The 20,255-nt window shown below is 70.8% G+C and carries 21 protein-coding genes; 13 read left to right on the forward strand and 8 right to left on the reverse strand.

Features of this window, described 5'->3' with window-relative positions:
* Positions 1 to 203 precede the first annotated feature (203 nt).
* The 4 genes from ACPXBU_RS33140 (at position 204) to ACPXBU_RS33155 (ending at position 3,874) form a co-directional block, all read left to right on the forward strand.
* Complete coding sequence (locus ACPXBU_RS33140) at positions 204 to 488, forward strand: GlsB/YeaQ/YmgE family stress response membrane protein (RefSeq protein WP_355030868.1); 285 nt, start codon at positions 204 to 206, stop codon at positions 486 to 488.
* Positions 489 to 777: 289 nt separating this feature from the next.
* A complete protein-coding gene (locus ACPXBU_RS33145) occupies positions 778 to 2,064 on the forward strand; it encodes a sugar ABC transporter substrate-binding protein (RefSeq protein WP_425761196.1) in 1,287 nt (428 codons plus the stop codon).
* The gene (locus tag ACPXBU_RS33150) at positions 2,061 to 3,047 is read left to right on the forward strand and encodes a carbohydrate ABC transporter permease (RefSeq protein ID WP_393375561.1); all 987 of its coding nucleotides are present in this window, start codon (positions 2,061 to 2,063) and stop codon (positions 3,045 to 3,047) included. The genes ACPXBU_RS33145 and ACPXBU_RS33150 overlap by 4 nt, the downstream gene beginning before the upstream one ends.
* Complete coding sequence (locus ACPXBU_RS33155; RefSeq protein ID WP_393375560.1) at positions 3,044 to 3,874, forward strand: carbohydrate ABC transporter permease; 831 nt, start codon at positions 3,044 to 3,046, stop codon at positions 3,872 to 3,874. Before ACPXBU_RS33150 ends, ACPXBU_RS33155 begins: the two co-directional genes overlap by 4 nt.
* 33 nt (positions 3,875 to 3,907) lie before the next feature.
* Here the strand turns inward: ACPXBU_RS33155 and ACPXBU_RS33160 are convergent, their stop codons facing one another.
* Both ACPXBU_RS33160 and ACPXBU_RS33165 read right to left on the reverse strand, forming a co-directional pair.
* Positions 3,908 to 4,222 (reverse strand): winged helix-turn-helix domain-containing protein, encoded by a 315-nt coding sequence (locus ACPXBU_RS33160; protein WP_425761197.1) that lies wholly within the window; start codon positions 4,220 to 4,222, stop codon positions 3,908 to 3,910.
* Positions 4,219 to 4,698: a hypothetical protein gene (locus tag ACPXBU_RS33165; RefSeq protein WP_393375555.1), complete on the reverse strand. Its 480-nt coding sequence runs from the start codon at positions 4,696 to 4,698 to the stop codon at positions 4,219 to 4,221. The genes ACPXBU_RS33160 and ACPXBU_RS33165 overlap by 4 nt, the downstream gene beginning before the upstream one ends.
* Before the next feature lie 134 nt (positions 4,699 to 4,832).
* On the opposite strand from ACPXBU_RS33165, the gene ACPXBU_RS33170 reads away from it, so the two are divergent.
* Both ACPXBU_RS33170 and ACPXBU_RS33175 read left to right on the forward strand, forming a co-directional pair.
* Entirely contained in the window at positions 4,833 to 5,474 is a 642-nt protein-coding gene (locus ACPXBU_RS33170) for an MOSC domain-containing protein (RefSeq protein ID WP_425761198.1), read from the forward strand.
* A gap of 144 nt (positions 5,475 to 5,618) precedes the next feature.
* Positions 5,619 to 6,809: a low temperature requirement protein A gene (locus tag ACPXBU_RS33175; protein ID WP_425761199.1), complete on the forward strand. Its 1,191-nt coding sequence runs from the start codon at positions 5,619 to 5,621 to the stop codon at positions 6,807 to 6,809.
* A 12-nt stretch (positions 6,810 to 6,821) separates the two neighbouring features.
* Here ACPXBU_RS33175 and ACPXBU_RS33180 read toward each other — a convergent pair whose 3' ends face one another.
* The 3 genes from ACPXBU_RS33180 to ACPXBU_RS33190 form a co-directional block, all read right to left on the reverse strand.
* Positions 6,822 to 8,006 (reverse strand): low temperature requirement protein A, encoded by a 1,185-nt coding sequence (locus ACPXBU_RS33180; protein WP_425761200.1) that lies wholly within the window; start codon positions 8,004 to 8,006, stop codon positions 6,822 to 6,824.
* 190 nt (positions 8,007 to 8,196) lie between these two features.
* Positions 8,197 to 9,099: a phytanoyl-CoA dioxygenase family protein gene (locus ACPXBU_RS33185; protein ID WP_091409805.1), complete on the reverse strand. Its 903-nt coding sequence runs from the start codon at positions 9,097 to 9,099 to the stop codon at positions 8,197 to 8,199.
* A 222-nt stretch (positions 9,100 to 9,321) separates the two neighbouring features.
* Positions 9,322 to 10,182 (reverse strand): hypothetical protein, encoded by an 861-nt coding sequence (locus tag ACPXBU_RS33190; RefSeq protein ID WP_425761201.1) that lies wholly within the window; start codon positions 10,180 to 10,182, stop codon positions 9,322 to 9,324.
* Positions 10,183 to 10,579: 397 nt separating this feature from the next.
* Between ACPXBU_RS33190 and ACPXBU_RS33195 the strand changes: the two genes are divergently transcribed.
* Entirely contained in the window at positions 10,580 to 11,344 is a 765-nt protein-coding gene (locus ACPXBU_RS33195) for an SDR family NAD(P)-dependent oxidoreductase (protein WP_425761202.1), read from the forward strand.
* Between the two features lie 162 nt (positions 11,345 to 11,506).
* On the opposite strand, the gene ACPXBU_RS33200 is transcribed toward ACPXBU_RS33195, so the two are convergent.
* A complete protein-coding gene (locus tag ACPXBU_RS33200; RefSeq protein WP_425761203.1) occupies positions 11,507 to 12,289 on the reverse strand; it encodes an enoyl-CoA hydratase-related protein in 783 nt (260 codons plus the stop codon).
* Between the two features lie 19 nt (positions 12,290 to 12,308).
* Here ACPXBU_RS33200 and hemW point away from each other — a divergent pair, with 19 nt between their 5' ends.
* Positions 12,309 to 13,532: a radical SAM family heme chaperone HemW gene (hemW, locus tag ACPXBU_RS33205; protein WP_425761228.1), complete on the forward strand. Its 1,224-nt coding sequence runs from the start codon at positions 12,309 to 12,311 to the stop codon at positions 13,530 to 13,532.
* A gap of 66 nt (positions 13,533 to 13,598) precedes the next feature.
* Here hemW and ACPXBU_RS33210 read toward each other — a convergent pair whose 3' ends face one another.
* Positions 13,599 to 14,240 carry a DUF4870 domain-containing protein gene (locus ACPXBU_RS33210; protein WP_425761204.1) on the reverse strand — a complete coding sequence of 214 codons (642 nt, stop codon included), beginning with the start codon at positions 14,238 to 14,240 and terminating at the stop codon, positions 13,599 to 13,601.
* A 166-nt stretch (positions 14,241 to 14,406) separates the two neighbouring features.
* Between ACPXBU_RS33210 and hrcA the strand changes: the two genes are divergently transcribed.
* The 3 genes from hrcA to ACPXBU_RS33225 all read left to right on the forward strand — a co-directional run bounded on the left by hrcA (position 14,407) and on the right by ACPXBU_RS33225 (position 17,386).
* Complete coding sequence (gene hrcA, locus ACPXBU_RS33215; RefSeq protein WP_393375535.1) at positions 14,407 to 15,429, forward strand: heat-inducible transcriptional repressor HrcA; 1,023 nt, start codon at positions 14,407 to 14,409, stop codon at positions 15,427 to 15,429.
* Positions 15,430 to 15,504: 75 nt separating this feature from the next.
* Positions 15,505 to 16,650, forward strand: coding sequence for a molecular chaperone DnaJ (dnaJ, locus tag ACPXBU_RS33220; RefSeq protein ID WP_172862226.1), 1,146 nt, complete (start codon positions 15,505 to 15,507; stop codon positions 16,648 to 16,650).
* 1 nt (position 16,651) lies between these two features.
* A complete protein-coding gene (locus ACPXBU_RS33225; RefSeq protein ID WP_393375533.1) occupies positions 16,652 to 17,386 on the forward strand; it encodes a 16S rRNA (uracil(1498)-N(3))-methyltransferase in 735 nt (244 codons plus the stop codon).
* A gap of 128 nt (positions 17,387 to 17,514) precedes the next feature.
* Here ACPXBU_RS33225 and ACPXBU_RS33230 read toward each other — a convergent pair whose 3' ends face one another.
* Positions 17,515 to 17,955, reverse strand: a complete 441-nt coding sequence (locus ACPXBU_RS33230) for a MarR family winged helix-turn-helix transcriptional regulator (RefSeq protein WP_393375531.1) — start codon at positions 17,953 to 17,955, stop codon at positions 17,515 to 17,517.
* Between the two features lie 88 nt (positions 17,956 to 18,043).
* Between ACPXBU_RS33230 and wrbA the strand changes: the two genes are divergently transcribed.
* Positions 18,044 to 18,670 carry an NAD(P)H:quinone oxidoreductase gene (gene wrbA / locus ACPXBU_RS33235; RefSeq protein ID WP_425761205.1) on the forward strand — a complete coding sequence of 209 codons (627 nt, stop codon included), beginning with the start codon at positions 18,044 to 18,046 and terminating at the stop codon, positions 18,668 to 18,670.
* Between the two features lie 26 nt (positions 18,671 to 18,696).
* Entirely contained in the window at positions 18,697 to 20,166 is a 1,470-nt protein-coding gene (locus ACPXBU_RS33240; RefSeq protein WP_425761206.1) for an MFS transporter, read from the forward strand.
* Positions 20,167 to 20,255: the final 89 nt, after the last annotated feature.

Below are 20,255 nucleotides of genomic sequence, written 5' to 3' on the forward strand. Positions count from 1 at the left end.
GGTGGGCCCGGTGGCCCGGTGGGCCCGGTGGCGTGGCGGCGGTGGGCTTGGTGCGTGGCGGTCGGTGGAACGTGCTCGTGTCGGCCAAACCGTGATCGTTTGGTGGCCGAAGTCGGTTTGGGATTTCGGCGGGGCGGGCACTTAGCGGTCACGACAGGAAGCACACACCTTGTGTGTCAGACATTCTTTGAAGGAGGGTGGCCGTGGAGCTCACCGTGTGGGGCATCATCACTGCGATCGTTGTTGGTCTCATCGTCGGCGCGCTCGGCCGCCTGGTCGTCCCGGGCCGGCAGAACATGCCGATCTGGCTGCACCTGCTGATCGGTATCGGCGCGGCCCTGCTGGGTACGGTGCTGGCGCGGGCCGTTGGCATCGCGACCGAGACGAGCGGTATCGACTGGGCCGAGCTGCTGGTGCAGGTCGTGGTTGCCGCGATCGCGGTCGCCCTGGTGGCCGGTGTGGGTGGCCGCCGCCGAGTGACCCGGTAACGACCTGGCATCACCTGGCGAGACAGCACCACACCCGATAACGACCTGGCAACACCTGGCGAGACAGCACCACAGTAGAACAGCACGACTGAAGGAGCGCCCGGCCGAGAGCCGGGCGCTTTTTCGTGCCATGTGCCCTACTTCGGCCCGATGTCGGAGCGTCGTTCGTCGGGCCGCTGCGATACGGTCGCCACGCTTCGATCAGTCCTGCCCACTGTCGTAAAGGAATTCTCCGTACTAGGGTGCGGCGGAGAAGGTTAGTTCCAGGCGGCGCGAGGGGAGAAGTGGCGTGAACAGGTGGAAGCGGTTGGCCCCGGTCACCGCCATGGTGGCCTCGGCCGCGATGGTGCTGACCGGCTGCGGGGGTTCTGGTGAGGACGCGGCCGATGACAGCAAGCTCACGGTCTGGATGATGGGCGAGGGCGGCGACGCGCAGAACGCCTTCCTCGATTCCGTCGAGACCGAGTTCCGCCAGAAGCACCCCGACACCGACGTGGTGGTGCAGTACATTCCCTGGCTCGAGGCGCCCAAGAAGTTCCAGGCCGCGCTCGCCGGGGGCGAGGGGCCGGACATCACCGAGCTGGGCAACACCGAGACCCAGGGGTGGGCTGCCCAGGAGGCGCTCGCCGACGTCAGCGGTCGGATGGGCGGCTGGGCCGACGGCAAGGACCTGCTGCCCGACCTGGTGCGCAACGCCCAGCTCGACGGCAAGCAGTACGGCGTGCCCTGGTACGCGGGGGTGCGCGCGATCTACTACCGCACCGACTGGTTCGCCGAGGCCGGCGTGCAGCCACCGAAGACCTGGGACGACCTGGTCACCGTGGCGAAGGCCGTGCAGGCGAAGAAGAAGGGCACCTACGGCATCGCCCTGCCGGGCAACTCCGAGCTGCCGTTCTACTCCTTCCTCTGGGGTGCCGGCGGCGAGATCGCCAGCAACCAGGGCGGCACCTGGAAGTCCGGCTACACCACGCCGGAGGCGCAGCGGGCCGTCAAGTTCTGGACCGACCTGGTGACCGTGCACAAGGTGGCCCCGCCGGCCGCGGCGGGCTGGAACGAGATCGACGCGCGTACGCAGTTCGCCACCGGCAAGGCCGCGATGGCGTTCGCCGGCAGTTGGCAGCAGAACGCCATCAAGAAGGACAACCCCGAGATCGAGAAGGTCTGGGGTACGTTCCCGATCCCCGGCCCGGACGGCAAGGCGGCACCCGGGTTCGCGGGCGGCTCGGACGTGGCGATCTGGAAGGACAGCGAGCGGCAGGACCTGGCCTGGGACTACCTGACCGTGCTGCTGAACAAGAAGAACTCGCAGAGCTTCGCGAGCAGCCTCGGCTTCTTCCCGGTCTACCAGGATCTGGTCGCCGGTGACACGTACGCCAAGGACAAGGTGATGGCGGCGTTCGCCACCACCATGCAGAACACCAAGCTCACGCCGCTCACCCCGAAGTGGGTGGAGGTCAGCCGGACGAAGACGGTGACCCAGGCGATGAACAGCTCGGTCATGAAGGGTCAGAAGACGGTCGAGAAGGCTACCGCCGACGCGGCCGGTGAGATGGAAAGCATCCTCAACGCCAAGTGACCACGCTGACCGAGGTGCCGGAGACGGCCGCCGCGCGGGAGACCCCCGCGCGGCGGCGTCGCCGGGTGGACCGCCTGCCCTACCTGCTGCTCCTGCCCGCCCTGGTGATCATCGGAGTGCTGCTGCTCTGGCCACTCGGCCAGGTGGTGGTGATGTCCTTCTACCGGCTCAACAGCGTCCGTCAACTGCGCGGCGACCGGGAGTGGCCGTGGGTGGGGTTGGGCAACTACGCCGACATCCTCTCCGACCCGTTCTTCCTGACCGTGCTGCGCAACACGGTCCTCTTCGCCGCGGCGAACGTGCTGCTCACGATGGTCCTCGGCACGCTTGTCGGGCTGCTGCTCAACCGGCTCGGCCGCAAGATGGCGACCTTTGTGGCCAGTTGCGTGATGCTCGCCTGGGCCACGCCGGCGCTGACCGGCACCATCGTGTGGAAGTGGATCTTCGACGACACGAGCGGCCTCGTCACGTGGCTGTTCAACGCGCTGCCGGACGGGCTCTCCAGCAGCCTGTTCGGTCGGAGTGACTGGACCGGCTACGGCTGGTTCAACTCGCCGCTGCTCTTCTTCGCCATCCTCACCCTTGTGGTGGTCTGGCACTCGTTCCCGTTCATCGCGGTGAGCGTGCTCGCCGGTCTCAAGAGCGTGCCGAGTGAGCTGCACGAGGCGGCCCGGGTCGACGGCGCCAGCCCGTGGCGGGTCTTCTGGAAGATCACCTTCCCGCTGCTGCGCCCGGTCTTCGGGATCCTGATCGTGCTCTCCACCATCTGGGACTTCAAGGTGTTCACCCAGCAGTTCGTCCTGGCCGGCGGCACCCAGGACCGGCCGACGTTCATGCTCGCCATCTACTCGTACGCCGAAGCCTTCTCCCCACCGCCGAAGTACGGACTCGGCGCGGCCATCGCGGTGATCCTCACGCTGATCCTGCTCGTGGTGACCGGCTTCTACGTACGGATGGTGCTCAGGCAGGAGGACGAGTCGTGAAGAAGGTCGCCCTCAACGCCGCCGGGTTGCTTGTCGCGCTCTTCGCGGCGTTCCCGGTCTACTGGATGATCTCGACGTCGCTGAAGCCCAGCGACGAGATCTTCTCGGCCACCCCGCAGCCGGTGCCGACCCACCCGACGCTGGCGCACTACCGGGAGATCCTGACCGGCAACCTGATCCCCGGGGTGAGCTTCTTCGACTTCTTCCTCAACAGCGCGCTTGTCGCGGTCTCCACGGTGGTGCTCAGTGGCCTGGTCGCGTTGTTGGCGGCGACCGCGGTGGCGCGGTTCCGCTTCAAGCTGCGGACCAGCTTCCTGATCATGCTGCTGGTGGTGCAGATGATCCCGCTGGAGGCGCTCGTCATCCCGCTGTTCCTGATGATCCAGCGGCTGGGGCTCTACAACACCCTGCCCAGCCTGATCCTCACGTACCTCGGTTTCTCGCTGCCGTTCGCGGTCTGGATGCTGCGCGGCTTCGTCGCCGCGGTGCCCAAGGAGTTGGAGGAGGCGGCGGCCATCGACGGCGCCAGCCGGGCCCAGATCTTCCGCCGGGTCCTGTTTCCGCTCGTCGCGCCCGGCCTGGTGGCCACCAGCATCTTCTCGTTCATCACCGCGTGGAACGAGCTGATCTTCGCGTTGACGTTCATCAACGACCAGGGCAGCTACACGCTGCCGGTGGCGATGACGTTCTTCTTCGGGCGCGACGACACCAACTGGGGTCCGGTGATGGCCGCGTCCACCCTGTTCACCCTGCCGGTCATCATCTTCTTCCTGCTGGTGCAGCGGCGGATGGTCTCCGGTCTGGTGGCCGGCGCCGTCAAGGGCTGACCGGCCCGGCGGGACGACCGCCGGGCCTGGTGGTCATCCGCCGGGCAGGACGGTGAGCCCGGACCGGGCGACGATCGCCTGTAACGCCGCCACGTGCCCGTCGAAGGCCGCCCGGCCGGCTCTGCTCAGGCTCACCGAGGTACGCGGGCGCTTGCCCACGAAGCTCTTGCGGATCTCCACGTAGCCGACCTGTTCCAACGTGGTGAGCTGCTTGGACAGCGCCGAGTCGGAGAGCCCGAGCTGTTCGCGTAGGTAGCGGAACTCCGCCCACTCGGTGGCCGCGAGCAGGCTCACCAGGGACAGTCGGGTCGGCGCGTGGATCAGCTCGTCGAACCGGGGAGCGCTCACCGGCCGCCGCCAAGCGGTCGGGTGGTCATCACCCGGCGAAGGTAGCGCATCAGCGGCAGCCCGGTGGCGGTCATCGCACCGGCGGTGGTGGCCGCGCCGATCGTCGACGGCCAGGGCAGGCCGGCCGCCTCGGCGGCGAACCCGGTGCCGAGGCCGAGCGCGACCAGGACGAGCGCGTACGCGGAGATGGTGATCACGCCGTGTACGCCGATGAGTCTCGTGCGGACCTGGGCCCGGTGCCGCACCACGACTCGGCCCACGACGGCGGCCAGACCGATCGCGTACGCCACCGACCCGACCGCGACCACCCACGGCCGGTGGGTCTCCACGGCCGCGGTGAAGGCGACGATGAGCCCGCCCACCGCGGGCCAGTACCAGTGGGGAACGAGGGTGGCGGTGACCACCTGGTCGCGGCGGGCGTGGATCTCGGCGAGCGCGTCGGCGGCCGACGCGGGAGTGACGCCAGAGTCGGTCATTGCTGCTCCTTGAGAGTGAGGCAAACACTTTCCTGTTAGGCAAGTAGAGCACGTTCTTGCCTAACGGGAAAGTACTTTCCTCGTTGGCGGACAGGTGAAGCTTCCGGGCATCGACGCACGGTTAGGCTGACGCCATGACGGGCAGGGTGGCAGCGGTGAACCTCGGCATCGTGACCGAGGCGCAGTGGGCCGGCGACGCGAGCGGTCGCAGCGGCATCGACAAGCGGCCGGTGGACGGCCCGGTGCTGGTCCGCGTCGACGGGGTGGTCGGTGACTTCGTCGGCGAGCGAGCCCATCACGGCGGTCCCGACCAGGCGGTCTACGCCTACGCGGAGGAGGACGCCGCCTGGTGGGCGGCCGAGCTGGGCCGCACCATCGGGCCCGGTGGGTTCGGGGAGAACCTGTCCACCTACGCGGTCGACGTGACCGGCGCGGTGATCGGCGAGCAGTGGCAGATCGGGTCCACCCTGCTCCAGGTCACCAAGCCCCGGACGCCCTGCACCACATTCGCCGGGTTCTGGGGCGTACCGGATCTGATCAAGCGGTTCACCGCGCGGGCGCTGCCCGGGGCCTACCTGCGGGTGCTGCGGGAGGGCGAGGTCGGCCCGGGTGACCCGGTCGAGGTGGTGGAGCGGCCCGCGCACGGTGTGACGATCGGCGAGGTGTTCCGCGCGACCAGCCTGGAGCCGGAGTTGCTGCCCCGGCTGCTCGACGCGGAGGACCTGCCGGAGCCGATCCGGGAGAAGGCCCGCCGTCGCCTCGCCTCCCGCGGTTGAGCGTGCTGCCGTGGCGACACGCGGCCCTGCGGTTCGGGTCGGGGTAGCTGGCGGCCGGCAAGAACCCGAGGACGGGACCGGCGGCGCACGGTTGCCCGTATTGTCCCCACCGAGGGCGTGTGGCGGGGGGCCGGGTGAAGCGCGATGTCGACGGCGACGGACAGCGGTGCCGCGGCGGCACCCCCCGATCCGGGCCTGGAGCGTCCGGCCTTCCTGGAACTCTTCTTCGACCTCGTCTACGTCTTCGCGCTGATCACCCTGGCGACCGTCCTGGCCGACAACCTCAGTTGGACCGGCCTCGCCGAGACGGTGGTGCTGCTGCTCGGGTTCACGATGATCTGGGCGCTGACCGTCTGGGGGGCGGACAGCGTCGACCTGACCCGTCCGTCCGGGCAGGGACAGTTCATCTGGGTGGCGGCGGCCAGTCTGCTGTTGGCCGCGCTCGCGGCCGACGCGTACGGCGATCGGGCGCTGCTCTTCGCCACCACGTACGTGGTCATCCACCTGAGCACCTCGGCCTACCACGTCCTGGTCGTCTCGACCGGGAGACTGCCGCGTCGCAGCATCCGGATCCAGATCTGGGAGGCCGTCGCGGGCGTCGGCTGGATCGGTGGGGCGCTCGTCGGCGGTTCGGGGCAGTTGGCGATCTGGGCGCTCACCGTCGTCGTCGAGTACGGCGCAGCGGCGTTGGGCTGGCCGGTGCCGGGGATCGGCCACTCCCGGGCGCGTGACTGGCGGCTGGTCGGCGCCCGGGTGGCCGAGCGGTACCGGCAGTTCGTCATCGTCGCGCTCGGTGTCTCGATCTTCGTAACCGGAACGACCTTCAGCACCAGCGCGTACACCATGGAGCGCGGTTGGGCACTGCTCGTGGTGTTCACCACCGTCGTGTTGATGTGGCGGATCTACATCTACCGCGCCGGTGAGCTGCTGACCGACGCGATCGCCCGGTCGACGAACCCGGCGCTGCTCACCCAGTCCGCGGCGGCCACCCATCTGATCATGGTGGCCGGGATCGTCGGCGCGGCGGTCACCAGCCACCTCGTCGTGAGCCGCCCGTTGGGCGACACCCCGCCCTCGTGGGCGGCGGTCATCCTCGGCAGCCCCGCGCTGTACCTGCTCGGCCGGGGCGTCCTCGACTTCACCGTGTTCGGACGGATCTCCCGGTCCCGGCTGGCCGGTGTGGTGCTGCTGGCGTGCCTGGCGCCGACCACGCCTCTGCTGCCGCCGGTCACGGTCGCGCTGCTCGCCATGACGGTGCTGCTACTGATCGCCGTGGCGAACCTGGTGAGTACCCGGCGACACGCGCGTGCGCCGGCACCGCCGATGCTGCGGTGACCACGCCTCGCCTCATCCTGGCCCGGCGGGCCGGACCGGGCGGTTCCGCGCGGCCAGCCCTTCCCCGACCAGGGTGAGCAGCAGGACCAGGTTCGCCAGCACCAGGGCGGTCAGGGGCGGGAGCAGGAGTGTGGCGGGCGCCAGCAGGGCGCACAGCACCGCGATCGCCAGCACCCGGGACCAGAGGGTCCGGCCGGTCACCACGGCGTCGAACAGGACGGTGCCGAGCAGGAACAGGGCCGGTCCGCCGAGGGCGGCGGCCATGACCTCGACCGAGGCGGGACCGAACGGCCGGTCGATGACGAGTGTCGTGCCTGTCGAGACCAACACCACCCCAGCCACCATCACCAGGTGGCTGTACGAGGTGGAGGTGCCGGGGCGGACCCGCTCCACGGTCGTGACGCTGGGTGGGGCCAGGATCCGCTGGACCCGCTGGAAGTAGAGCTGGAACAGCAGGACCGCGCTGACGAACGCGACCGCGCAGGTGGCCACCGGGCCGGCCGTGAACCCGCTGTCGGCCAGCCCCATCCCGGTGCTCAGGATCAACTCGCCGAGCGCCACGATGAAGATCGCCCGGTGCCGCTCGGTGAGGTGCATGCCGGTGAAGATCTGGCTGGCGAGTTCGGTACGTCCCAGCCGGGGCGTCGGCCAGCCGAACCGGGCCGAGCCGAGGTCCACCGCCGCCGCGATCGACCAGAGCACCAGTCGGGGCGTCTCGTCCACGAACACGCCGGCCACCCAGGGCGCCACCGTGATGCCGAACCAGAAGAAGACCCGGATGCTCCTGGCCTGGATCGGGCGGTTCACCCGGGTGCCGGGGATCAGGACGGCGTCGCGGACCAGGTGGATGCCGAAGTACGCGGCGACGAAGAGCCACCCGTACCGGCCGAAGGCGTACGGCGTGGCGATCGCCATCAGCAGGGTGCCGAGCATGACCAGCAGGGCGGTCGCCTGGATGATCGGCAGCCGGGGGTCGAACAGGTCGGTGAGCCACGCGGTGAGCACCCAGACCCACCAGGCGGCCAGCAGGAGGACGGCGGTCTGCAGCGCACCGCGAACGGTGAGGTCGGCGGCCAGGCTGGCGGCCAGCCGGGAGAACATGAAGATGTAGACCAGGTCGAAGAAGAGCTCCAGGAAGGTCGGATAGGCCGGCTCGCCCCGGCGGCGGAGAATCCGGGGAAGCGGAGCGGACGTCACTGCGACTGCCTCCCGTGCCACCCGCGCCCTCCGGCGGGGGCGCCCCGACCTGCGCACCCGCCACGCTACCGACAGTGCGGTCTCCGGTGGTCGGGAACGGGCTCGGCCCGGGTGATCGGGCCCCCGCAGACGCGAAACGGCCCTCTGCCATGGTGCGGCGGTGGCAGAGGGCCGTTCTACGAGCGAGAGATCAGCGGAGCCAGGGGATGTTGCGGTCGAGCAGGCCGCGCTCCTTGAGCTCCTTGCGCAGCGGGATCTCGTCGTCGACGTACCCGTCCCAGTTGATGCCCCAGTAGTTGGCGGTGTGGGTGCCCTCACCGATCAGCTGGCGCTGCACGGGGGTGCGGTTGCGGTACCACTCGCCGTTCACGTCGGGGTGCAGCTCGTCCAGCGGACGGATCCACCGGTAGGTGTAGCCGACAAAGAGCATCTTACGGGTGATCGTCGACAGGTTCGTCGAGCGCGAGTGCCACTGCCGGCGGTCGAAGATGAAGGCGTCGCCCGGGTTGGCGGTGATCTCCACCGTGCCCTCCGGGTCGGGGTTCTGGACGGTGAGGTCCGCAGGCCGGGGCAGCGAGTTCTTCAGGTGGCTGCCCGGGATGACCTTGGTGGCGCCACGGCCGGTCTCGGAGAGATCCGACAGCACGTACGCGACCTTCAGCGAGAACATCGGCCGGGGCAGGTTGGGGTCCATCGTCTCCGGGTCGGAGTTCTGCCGGTACCCGTCCTGGTGCCAACCCCAGTACGGCTTCTCCGGCTCGGCGGCCGGCGGGGTGACGTCCAGGTGGTTGTGGTGGGTGTAGATGTTCCAGCCGGCCAGCCCCCACATGTACGGGAAGGCGATCGGGTGGGTGAGCAGCTCGCCGAAGAGCTCGTCGCGCTCCAGGAAGCCCAGCAGGTGCAGGGTGCCGTCCTTCTTGGTGGTGCCCTTGGCCTGCTCCTCCGCGTAGACGCGGTCGACAGCCGCCTCCAGCGCCGCCCGGTGGTCCTCCGTCAGGACGTTGCGCAGCAGGAGGAAGCCCTGCTCGTGGAACTCCTTGCGGTCAGTGTCGCTGATCGGTTCGTAACCGGTCCGGTCGCCGTAATCGAACACCGTGTCGTACCCCTCCCCATGAGGTGAAACCTTTTCTGGCACAGGCCGCCGATCGTAACGCGATGGCCAAGCCGTCGGGGAGGGCATGTTGCGCGTGGGGCCCCGGGTGGAACCCCTCGCAGCGGGAGGGTTGCGTTAAGTGAGATTTCCGTGATCGGTAGAGATCTTTACGGGTTTTTGTCCGATTGTGCGGTGACTGCCGGTTAAGAGATCCGGGGCCGGTCAGCCCTCGTCGAACACCTCGGCCACCACCCGGCCGGCGGATTTCTGCCTGCCGTCCACCCGGACCCAGGTGCCGCCCCGGGCGGTCCACTCCAGGTCGCCGAAGCTGACCCGCTTCACCCCGTGGTCCTGGGCGTGGGAGACCAGCCAGTGCGCGTACCGCCAGCCGTCCCGCTGATCGCCCGGAGTCACCGTCAGGCCGGTCGGGTCGTTCGGGTCGAGGCCCTTCAACCCCCAGTCCAGCACGAGGTTGCGGGTGAGCTGCGCGGCCGCCGCCGCGCCATGCATCACCGGGGTGCGCCCCACCGTGCAGGCGACCGCGCCGGTGGCGTCGCCCATCAGTGCCCGGCTGAGCACCTCGGAGTCGTTGGCCCACTTCTGGTAGGCCTCCGGAAAGGCCGAGCGCTGCACCCGCTGGGCGGCGTCGGTGACGCGCATCTTCTCCCAGCCGCGGACCTTCTTGAGCGCCGCGTAGAACCGGTTGGCCGCGTAGCGCGGGTCGCGGATCTGCGCCGAGGTGCCCCAGCCCTGACTCGGCCGCTGCTGGAACAGGCCGACCGAGTCGCGGTCGCCGTCGGCGAGGTTGCGCAGCCCGGACTCCTGGTACGCCGTGGCCAGCGCGACCACCACGGCCCGCTCGGGCATGCCGCGCTGGGCGCCGATCGCCGCGATGGTCGCCGCGTTTGCCATCTGGTCGGCGTCCAGGGCGACCCGGCCGTCGGCCCGCACGGTGCACTTGCGTGCCGCCAACGGCAGTTGGAGACCGCCTCCGACCTGCCGTACGACGAGCCAGATCGCGATCACGGCGACGAGGATGAGGACCACTCCACCCGCTACGGCTGCCCGAGTTCGCACCCACACCCCCAGATCGACAAGTCCGCCAAGCGTACGTCCCTCTCGCGCTCAACGGGTCGTCCGAGCGGGTTCGGGGCTGGCTCGGCGACTCCGTCCCGGTTCGGGTCGGCTCCGCCGACGTGAACCGATCGAGGCATTCCCGCTGCGGGCGCGGTCTCACCTGCCCGTATCGCTCTCCCGCCCACCCTGGCTCAACGAGGATCCAAGGCGTGTGGTGCCGGTTGTCGCCGGCTGGCTGGTGTGCGCCCGGCATCTCGGGTCGCCGGCCTGTCGTGCGGGTCACCGCCTCGGCCGGACCGGGAAGTGGTTGACCGGTCAAGGAGTTACTACGGTTGACATGTCAATCGCTGGCCCGCCCGGTGGTACGCCACCGGCCCGGGGCCACGGAGCAAGGAGGAGTTCCATGGGAACGCTCGACGGCAGGGTTGTGCTGATCACCGGCACCGGCGGCGGTCTGGGACGCGTCGCCGCGCAGATCTTCGCGCGGGAAGGCGCGAAGGTCGTCGGGGCCGACATCCAGGTCGCCGGCAACGACGAGACTGTCGAACTCGTCCGAGCCGCCGGCGGTGAGATGACCGGCATCGCGCCTGTCGACCTCGCCGATCCGGAGCAGGTGCGGACGTTCGTCGAGGACGCTGCCGCGGCCTACGGCGGGCTCGACGTGGTCTACAACAACGCGGCCGCGCTCCGCTTCGGCCCGATGCCTGACTTCTCGGTCGAGGACTGGCGCTACACCATCACCGGTGAACTGGACATTCCGTACTTCGTGTCGAAGTTCGCCTGGCCGCACCTGGTCCAGCGGGGCGGCGGCGTCATCATCAACGCCGCCTCCATGGCCGGCATGATCGCCGGTCACGTCCCCCCGATGGTGGGTCACACCGCCGCCAACGCCGGCGTCATCGGCCTGACCCGACAGCTCGCGCTCGAGGGCGCGCCGCACGGGATCCGCGCGGTGGCGGTCAGCCCGGGGCCGATCATCAGCCCGGCAAGTGAGCGCGACCTGGGCGACAACCAGGCGGCTCGGGACGCGATCACCGGCAAGACGCTGCTCAAGCGGTTCGCTCAACCCGAGGAGGTGGCCGAGCTCGTGGTGTTCCTGGCCTCCGACCGGGCGTCGTACATCACCGGGGCGAACTACCCGGTCGACGGCGGCGCGACCGCCTGGTGAGCGGACCGAGACACCGGGACGCCGCAGCCCACCGGCGGCGTCCCGGCACGTCGGCCGGGAGACAACAGTGCGCGGCGAATCAGCGTCGTGATCGACTCGGTTTCGGCAAAGTCGCGGCATCCAGGGGCACTCGACGCCCCCAGATCACCGAAATCGAGTCGATCAAGGCGTGGGCACCCAGGCCGCAGGTCGTTTCTCCCGGAAGGCCGTGACCCCCTCGCGTCCCTCGTCGGACAGGAAGTACCCGGTCGACAGGGCGGACAGCCGGGCCAGGTCGGCACGCAGCTCGGCGGTGCCCGGCCGGCGCAGCAACTCCTTCGCCCCGGCCAACGCGCCCGGCGCGCCACGTACCAGCGAGTCGCGGTAGCGCCGCACCGCGTCGTCCAGCCCGTCCGCCGGCACGCTTGCCGTGACCAGGCCGATCTCGGCCGCCCGCCGGCCGTCGAAGGTGTCTCCGGTCAGATACAGCTCGGCGGCGGCGCGCGGGTGCAGCCGGGGCAGCACGGTCGCCGAGATCACCGCCGGGATCACCCCGATCCGCACCTCGGTGAACGCGAACGTCGCCTCGTCGGCGCAGACCGCCAGGTCGGCGGCGGCGATCAGACCCAGCCCACCGGCCCGCGCCGGCCCGCCCACCCGGGCCAGCACCGGCTTCGGGCACTCCCACAGCGCCGCGAGCACGTCACCGAGCATCCCGGCGGGCACCGCGCCGGTGGCGTACGCCGCGGCCGTCTCCTTCAGGTCCGCGCCCGAGCAGAAGACCGGGCCGGTGTGGTCCAGCACGATCGCCCGGACCGTCTCGTCGGCGACCGCGTCGCCCAGCCCGGCCAGCAACTGGGTCATCAGGCCGGTGGAGAGCGCGTTGCGGTTGTGCGGGCTGTCCAGGGTGAGCGTGGTCACCCCGCGGGCCGTGGCGACCCGCACGAGGACGTCGGGAGAGGTCATGCCGGGCACACTAGTGGCCATGCCCGGCCTCCTTCCAGATGGTGAGACCGTCCCCGTCGACGGATCGCTGCCCGCCACCGCCACCGCGGCGGTCGGCGCGCGCGGCTTCGGCGTGTACGTGCACGTGCCGTTCTGCGCCAGCCGCTGCGGCTACTGCGACTTCAACACCTACACGGCGTCCGAGCTGGGCGGTGGCGCCAGCCGCGAGGGGTACGCCGACACCGTGCTGGCCGAGCTGGCACTCGCCGCCCGGGTGCTCGGCGACAACCCGCCGCCCCGGGTCGACACCGTCTTCGTCGGCGGCGGCACGCCCACCCTGCTCCCCGCCGACGACCTGGCCCGCATCCTCGACGGCATCGACCGCACCTGGGGGCTGGCCGCCGACGCCGAGGTGACCACCGAGGCCAACCCCGAGTCGGTCACCCCGGAATCGTTGAAGCTGCTGCGGTCGGCCGGCTACACCCGGATCTCGCTGGGCATGCAGTCCGCCTCACCGGGGGTGCTGGCGATCCTGGACCGCACCCACAGCGCCGGCCGGGCCACCGCCGCCGCCCTGGAGGCGCGCGACGCCGGGTTCGAGCACGTCAACCTGGACCTGATCTACGGGACCCCGGGGGAGCGGCCCGAGGACTTCGCCGCCTCGCTGGAGCAGGTCGTGGCCGCCGGGGTCGACCACGTCAGCGCGTACGCCCTGATCGTGGAGGACGGCACCCGGCTCGCCGCCCGGATGAGGCGCGGCGAACTGGCGTACCCGAGTGACGACGTGGCCGCGGACCGCTACCTGGCCGCGGAAGCCGCGCTCGACGCGGCCGGGCTCTCCTGGTACGAGGTCTCCAACTGGGCCCGCACCGACGACGCCCGGTGCCGGCACAACCTGCTCTACTGGACCGGTGCGGACTGGTGGGGGCTGGGGCCCGGGGCGCACAGCCACGTCGGCGGGGTGCGCTGGTGGAACGTCAAGCACCCCTCGGCGTATGCCAAGCGGTTGGCCGCGGGCGCGTCTCCCGGCCTGGCCCGCGAGGTGCTTACCGCCGACGAGGCGCACATGGAGGACGTGATGCTCCGGCTGCGGCTCGCCAGTGGCCTGCCGCTGGCGGTGCTCGACGCCACCGGCCGGGCGGGCGCCGAGCGGGCCCTCGCCGGTGGCCTGCTGGCCGCCGACGAGTACGCGGCCGGTCGGGCGGTGCTCACCCTGCGCGGGCGGCTGCTCGCCGACGCGGTCGTGCGCGACCTGCTGCCCTGAACCAGCCCCGCCGCCCGGGACCGGGGCAGCGGGGCACCGACCGGCCGGGGGAGCGGCCGGAGGAGGTCACTTGATGAAGTTGACCGAGAGCGGGTAGCGGTAGAGCTGGCCCTCGTTGGCCTTGATGCCGGCGATGATGCCGAACACGGCACCGAGGATGAAGGCCGCCACGACCCCGAGGAAGCCGATCAGGATGCAGGACAGCACCCAGCCGACCAGGCCGACGATCGACCAGAGGAGCTGGAAGTTGAGCGCCGCCACGGCGTGCGACCGTACCGTCGGGGACTGGTTGCCGCGGGCCAGCAGCGCCACCAGCGGGCCGATCCAGCCCAGCACCCCGCCGCTGAGGATCATGCCGGCGGCACCGCCGAAGTGCGCGACGAGCGCCCAGGTCTTGTCCTCGTTGCTGGCAAAGCCGCCACCGGGGCCGCCGTAGGCGCCGCCGGTCGGATATCCGCCAGCCGGGTTGCCACCGGGCGGGTAGCCGCCGGGCGGCGGATAGCCACCCGCCGGGGGGTAGCCGCCCGACGGCGGTTGGTCACCGGTGGGCGGCGGATAGCCACCGGCCGGGGGATAGCCGCCCGGGCCAGGCGCCCCGGACAGTGGTGCGGTGGGTGGCTCGGCCGACGGGTACGAGCTGGGAGAGGTCGGCTCCGGCGGGTAGTTGCCGGGGTCACCCGCGCCGGGAGGGCGAGGAGGTTCAGTCATGGGTGTCACGGTAGGGGTCCGTGGCAACGCCGCACCAGTGGGCGACCGTTGATCATCGCGCCGGCGGGCACGCCGACGTAGACTGGCACTCGTTACAGTCGAGTGCCAGGGCGGCCCGGCCGGGCCTACGGCACCGGCGGCCGACGTGCGACAGGAGGTGCGGAGGATGGGTCTCGACGACCGAAAACTCGCCGTGCTCCGCGCGATCGTCGAGGACTACGTCTCCACCCAGGAGCCGGTCGGCAGCAAGGCGCTTGTCGAGCGGCACCAGCTCGGGGTCTCCCCGGCCACGGTCCGCAACGACATGGCCGTGCTGGAGGAGGAGGGCTACATCCGGCAGCCGCACACGAGTGCCGGCCGGGTGCCCACCGACCGCGGCTACCGGCTCTTCGTCGACAGGTTGTCCCGGGTCAAGCCCCTCAGCCCGGCCGAACGTCGGGCCATCGAGCGCTTCCTGGTCGGTGCGGTCGACCTCGACGACGTGGTGCACCGCACGGTGCGACTGCTCGCCCAGCTCACCCGGCAGGTGGCCGTCGTGCAGTACCCGAGCCTGGCCCGCTCCTCGGTTCGGCACCTGGAGCTGGTGCCGATCTCCACCACCCGGCTGATGCTCGTCATGATCGCCGACACCGGGCGCGTGGAGCAGCGGCTGGTGGAGCTGCCCGGTCCGGTGCCCGCCGACAACGTCACCGACCTGCGCCGGCTGGTAAACGAGAAGCTCGCCGGCGCGCGGCTGTCCGACACGCCACCGTTGGTGCAGGCGCTCGTCGAGGAGGTGCCGTCCGAGCTGCGTCCGGCGATGACCACGCTCTCCACGGTGCTGCTGGAGACGCTTGTCGAGCGGCACGAGGAACGCATCGCGCTGGCCGGCACCGCGAACCTCACCCGGGGCGGCCTGCTCGACTTCCAGGGTTCGCTACGGCCGATCCTGGAGGCGCTGGAGGAGGAGGTCGTGCTCCTCAAGCTCATCGGTGAGACCGAGCCGAGCACGACCCGGGTGCTGATCGGCGACGAGAACGAGTTCGACAACCTGCGGGCCGCCTCGGTGGTCAGCACCGGGTACGGCCCGGGCGCCACGATCGTCGGCGGCCTGGGGGTGCTGGGGCCCACCCGGATGGACTACCCCGGCAATATCGCCACGGTGCGCGCCGTGGCACGCTACGTGGGCGAGTTGCTGGCCCAGAACTGACCAGTCAGGGCCGACGGCCGGCTGTTTGCCGCCGGATCGGCGCAACGCGAGACGAACATGAGGACACGGAACGCAGTGGCCAGGGACTACTACGGCATCCTCGGTGTGAGCCGGGAAGCCTCCGATGACGAGATCAAGCGCGCCTACCGCAAGCTGGCGCGCCAGTTCCACCCGGACGTCAATCCGGACCCGGAGGCTCAGGAGAAGTTCAAGGACATCAATGCCGCGTACGAGGTCCTCTCGGACGACCGCAAGCGGCAGATCGTCGACCTGGGTGGCGACCCGCTCGCCCCGGGCGGCGGTGGCGCCGGCGGCCCTGGTGGCCCCGGTGGCGCCGGCCCGTTCGTCGGTTTCCAGGACATCATGGACGCGTTCTTCGGCGGCGCGGCCGGTGGGGCGCGCGGCCCCCGTCCACGGACCCGGCCGGGCGCCGACGCGATCCTGCGGCTCGAACTCGACCTGCACGAGACCGCCTTCGGCGTCGAGGCCCCGATCACCGTCGACACCGCGGTGCTCTGCACCACCTGCTCCGGCGCCGGCACGGCCGCCGGCACCCACCTGGCGACCTGCGAGGCGTGTGCTGGTCGCGGCGAGGTGCAGTCGGTGCAGCGCACCTTCCTCGGCCAGGTGGTCTCCGCCCGGCCGTGCACCGTGTGCCAGGGCTACGGCACGACGATCCCGCACCCCTGCCCCACCTGCGCCGGCGACGGTCGGGTACGCACCCGCCGCTCGCTGACCGTCAAGATCCCGGCCGGCGTCGAGGACGGCATGCGGATCCGGCTGGCCCAGCAGGGCGAGGTCGGCCCGGGTGGCGGCACCGCCGGTGACCTCTACGTGGAGATCCACGAGCGGCCGCACGACGTCTACTCCCGCAAGGGCGACGACCTGCACTGCCGGGTCACCGTGCCGATGACCGCGGCGGCGCTGGGCACCCGACTCACCATCAAGACCCTGGACAGCGAGGAGACGGTCGACGTCAAGGCCGGCACCCAACCGGCCAGCACGCTGCGACTGCGCGCCCGGGGCGTGCCACACCTGCGCGGCACCGGCCGGGGCGACCTCTACGTGCACCTGGACGTGCGGACCCCGACCAAGCTCGACCCCGACCAGGAGAAGATGCTGCGCGACTTCGCCAAGACCCGTGGCGAGGAGGTCGCCGAGTTATCCAAGCAGGGCGGCTTCTTCTCCCGGATGCGCGACGCGTTCAACGGGCACGCCTGAGGTGTCCGCGCCGCTGTTCCTGGTCGAGGCGCTGCCCACCGGTGACGCGTTGACCCTGGACGGTCCGGAGGGGCACCACGCCGCCACCGTGCAGCGGCTGCGCGTCGGCGAGGAGCTGCTGCTCGCCGACGGTCGGGGCGGCACGGCCGCCGCCGTGGTCACCGCCGTCGGCCGGGGCAGCCTGGAGGTCACCATCACCTCCCGGGGGTACGCGGACGCGCCCGTCCCCCGCATCGCCGTGGTGCAGGGCATCGCCAAGGGCGACCGGGGTGAGCTGGCGGTGCAGGCGATGACCGAGGTCGGGGTGGACGAGATCGTGCCCTGGGCGGCGTCCCGTTCGGTCACCCAGTGGCGCGGCGACCGGGGCGTACGCGCCCGGGAGAAGTGGGTGGCCACCGCCCGGGAGGCCGCCAAGCAGGCCCGCCGGCCCTGGCTGCCGGTGGTGGCCGGCGCGCCGGACGAGTCCACCGCCACCGTCGCCCGCCGGATCGCCGGCGCTGCCGCCGCCTTCGTGCTGCACGAGGAGGCCGAGGAACGGCTCAGCACCGCCGAGCTGCCGCCGGGCGGTGAGATCGTCCTGGTCGTCGGGCCGGAGGGTGGCATCGCCGCGGCCGAGCTGACGGCGTTTCGGGAGGCGGGCGGGCGCGTCGTGCGGCTCGGCCCGGCCGTGCTGCGTACCTCGACCGCCGGCGTGGCGGCGCTCAGCGTGCTCGCCACCCGCCTCGGCCGCTGGTGACCCGCTCCCGCGGTCACGCCGGCTGGTTGCGACGGTCAGTGCCGGCCACCCCCAGGAGGGCTATCGAACGGCAGCGATGGCGTGCGCCAGACGCCGACCGCACGCCGGACTCTCGCACGGTGTAACGGTCAAGCGGGCAGCTTGCCGTTGACGTTTGTGGACATCGTGTGCAGGATGCCGGGCAGTTGCTCGAGCATCTTGGCGGGTAGGTCGCGGATCGTCTCCTCCGCAAGGGTGAGCCACAGCTGCTGGATCTGCCCGACCAGCGCCTCGCCGCTGTCGGTGAGAGCGACGACGGTGGCGCGCTTGTCGGCCGGATCGGGCGTGCGCTTGATGTGGCCGGAGGCCTCCAGCTTCCGGGTCATCAGCGTGACGCTGGGTGGTTCACAACCCAGCGCCTCGCTGAGCTGCGCCTGGATGCGAGGGCCACTCCGGTCGAGTTCGAGCAACAGAGCCTCCTGGCCGACGTGCAGGCCGAGCGAGGCGAGCAGATGTGCCGCCCTGGCCCGGTGACGCAGGCTGAGCAGGCGGATCGCCTGGTTCAGGGCGTCGGCGTACTCGTAATCCACGGAACCTCCTTGACAACGGCATTCGTTATGCGCATAACATTATCTGCCTAATGGTTAGGCGCATAACTAACGCTACCAAGGAGCCAGCATGACGGTGAAGGTCGCAGTCATCTACTACAGCTCGACCGGTACCGTGCATGCCCTCGCGCAGGCCGTTGCCAGCGGGGCCATGACCACCGGCGCGGAGGTGCGCCTGCGCCGGGCCGCCGAGCTCGCGCCGGATGAGGCGATCGACCAGAATCCGCTGTGGCGCCGGCACGCCGACGCCACCAAGTCGGTGCCGGTGGCCGAGCTCGACGACCTCGCCTGGGCTGATGCGTTCGCGTTCGGCACGCCGACCCGCTTCGGCACGCCGGCGGCGCAGCTCAAGCAGTTCATCGACCAGGCCGGCGGCCTGTGGCGTGCGGGCGTGCTGGCCGACAAGGCGGTCACCGCTTTCACCTCGGCCCATAACCGGCACGGTGGCAGCGAAGCCACCATCCTCGCGCTCGGCAACGTCTTCTACCACTGGGGCTCGGTCATCATCCCGCCCGGCTTCACCGACGCCACCGTCTACGCGGCCGGCGGCAACCCCTACGGCACCGTCGCGACCGGCAGCGAGGGCGCCGACGCCGCGGCTCTCGGGGCCGCTCGCTACCAGGGGCAGCGTCTGGCCAAATTCGCCGCCCGGCTTGGCGGCGACGTCCCCGTCCCAAGCCGCTCCGCAGCGGCCTGAGCAGTCACCCTGCTTCGGAGGAAATGATGACGAGTATCCGTCCCGAGAATCCGGCGACCACGCCGTCCGCCGGGCCTCCCTGGCTAGTCCTCGCGCTGGCCTGCGCCTGCCAGTTCATGGTCGTGCTGGACGTGTCGATCGTCAACGTCGCCCTGCCTTCCGTACAGCGTGACCTGGGGTTCACCGACACCGGGCTGGCCTGGGTGGTCAATGGCTACGTTCTGACGTTCGCCGGGTTCATGCTGCTGGGCGGCCGTGCGGCGGACCTGTTCGGGCACCGCCGGATGTTGGTGGCCGGCCTCGGCCTGTTCTCGCTGGCCAGCCTGGCCGCCGGCCTGGCCCACACGCCGGAGTTGCTCGTCGGCGCCCGGGTCGCTCAGGGTCTGGGCGGCGCCATGCTGGCACCGGCCACCCTCGCGGTGATCAACATCCGCTTTCCCGAAGGAAAGGAGCGCGCCCGGGCCTTCGGTGCGTGGTCCTCGGCGGGCGGCGTCGGCGGCATGGTCGGCGCGGTCGCCGGCGGCGTGCTGACCTCCGGGCTCTCCTGGCGGTGGGTGTTCCTGATCAACGTGCCGATTGGCATCGTGCTGCTCCTGGTGGCCACATCGCTGACCGCGGCACCGGCGCTCCGGCGCGAATCGCTCGACCTGCTCGGCGCGATCACGGGCACGGCCGGCCTGGCGTCGCTGATCTACGGCGTCATGCAGACCGCCAATCACGCGTGGGGCTCCCCGCGGGTGATGCCGCCGATCCTGGCCGGCGTGGTCCTGCTCGCCGTGTTCCTGGTGGTCGAGAAGCGCGTCGCGGCCCCGATGATGCCACTGCGGCTGTTCAGGAACCGCACCGTAGCCGTCAGCAACGCGATGCTTCTGCTGTTCGGCGGCATCGCCATCGCGATGTGGTTCTTCTCCTCGTTGTTCATGCAGAACGTGCTGCAGTACAGCGCATTGGACGCCGGGCTCGGACAGACCCCCGCCGCAGTCGTGTTCGTAGTGGTCGCCCGCTTCGCCACCGGCCGGCTTCTCCAGAGCGGTGCCCGCGTGCTCATCGTGACTGGGTGTGCATGCTTCGTGGCCGGCTTCGCCTGGCTCTCCCAAGCCGACGCCGACAGTCACTACGCCGCCAGCGTGCTCGGGCCGACACTGCTCGTCGCGATCGGCATCGGCCTGGTCTTCCCGACCCTGATGGCCTCGGCGACCGCCGACGTCTCGCCCGGTGATGCCGGCATTGTCGGCGGCCTGGCCAACACCGCCAGCCAGGTTGGTGGCTCGATCGCCCTTGCGGTGTACGCGACCGCGGCCGCCACCCGAGCCGCAGCGAACCACAGCGCGAGCGCCCCGCTCGACGCACTGGCCTCTGGATATGCACTGGTTTTCGGTATAGCGGCCGGTGTCGCCCTGACGATTGCCGCAGTCAGCCCGCTGCTCCCCACGCGGCGGCGGAACCGACCCACAACGCCCCATGATGCCCACCGACCACCTACTATCCTTGACTAGCGTCGCGTGCCGGTGGCAGACCGTGTCAGGCATGGAGGCGCCCGACCGAGGGAGACCGACGACGATGACGTCGCATCCTTCGTCTTCGC

Source organism: Micromonospora sp. DT231, assembly GCF_049847025.1.
Lineage (GTDB): Bacteria > Actinomycetota > Actinomycetes > Mycobacteriales > Micromonosporaceae > Micromonospora.

Bases quoted from the DNA above. Each gene is read 5' to 3' on its own strand.
- ACPXBU_RS33165 (WP_393375555.1), bottom strand. From the start codon at position 4,698: ATGACCGACTCTGGCGTCACTCCCGCGTCGGCCGCCGACGCGCTCGCC.
- ACPXBU_RS33170 (WP_425761198.1), top strand. From the start codon at position 4,833: ATGACGGGCAGGGTGGCAGCGGTGAACCTCGGCATCGTGACCGAGGCG.
- ACPXBU_RS33175 (WP_425761199.1), top strand. From the start codon at position 5,619: ATGTCGACGGCGACGGACAGCGGTGCCGCGGCGGCACCCCCCGATCCG.
- ACPXBU_RS33195 (WP_425761202.1), top strand. From the start codon at position 10,580: ATGGGAACGCTCGACGGCAGGGTTGTGCTGATCACCGGCACCGGCGGC.
- ACPXBU_RS33200 (WP_425761203.1), bottom strand. From the start codon at position 12,289: ATGACCTCTCCCGACGTCCTCGTGCGGGTCGCCACGGCCCGCGGGGTG.
- hemW (WP_425761228.1), top strand. From the start codon at position 12,309: ATGCCCGGCCTCCTTCCAGATGGTGAGACCGTCCCCGTCGACGGATCG.
- ACPXBU_RS33210 (WP_425761204.1), bottom strand. From the start codon at position 14,240: ATGACTGAACCTCCTCGCCCTCCCGGCGCGGGTGACCCCGGCAACTAC.
- hrcA (WP_393375535.1), top strand. From the start codon at position 14,407: ATGGGTCTCGACGACCGAAAACTCGCCGTGCTCCGCGCGATCGTCGAG.
- wrbA (WP_425761205.1), top strand. From the start codon at position 18,044: ATGACGGTGAAGGTCGCAGTCATCTACTACAGCTCGACCGGTACCGTG.
- ACPXBU_RS33240 (WP_425761206.1), top strand. From the start codon at position 18,697: ATGACGAGTATCCGTCCCGAGAATCCGGCGACCACGCCGTCCGCCGGG.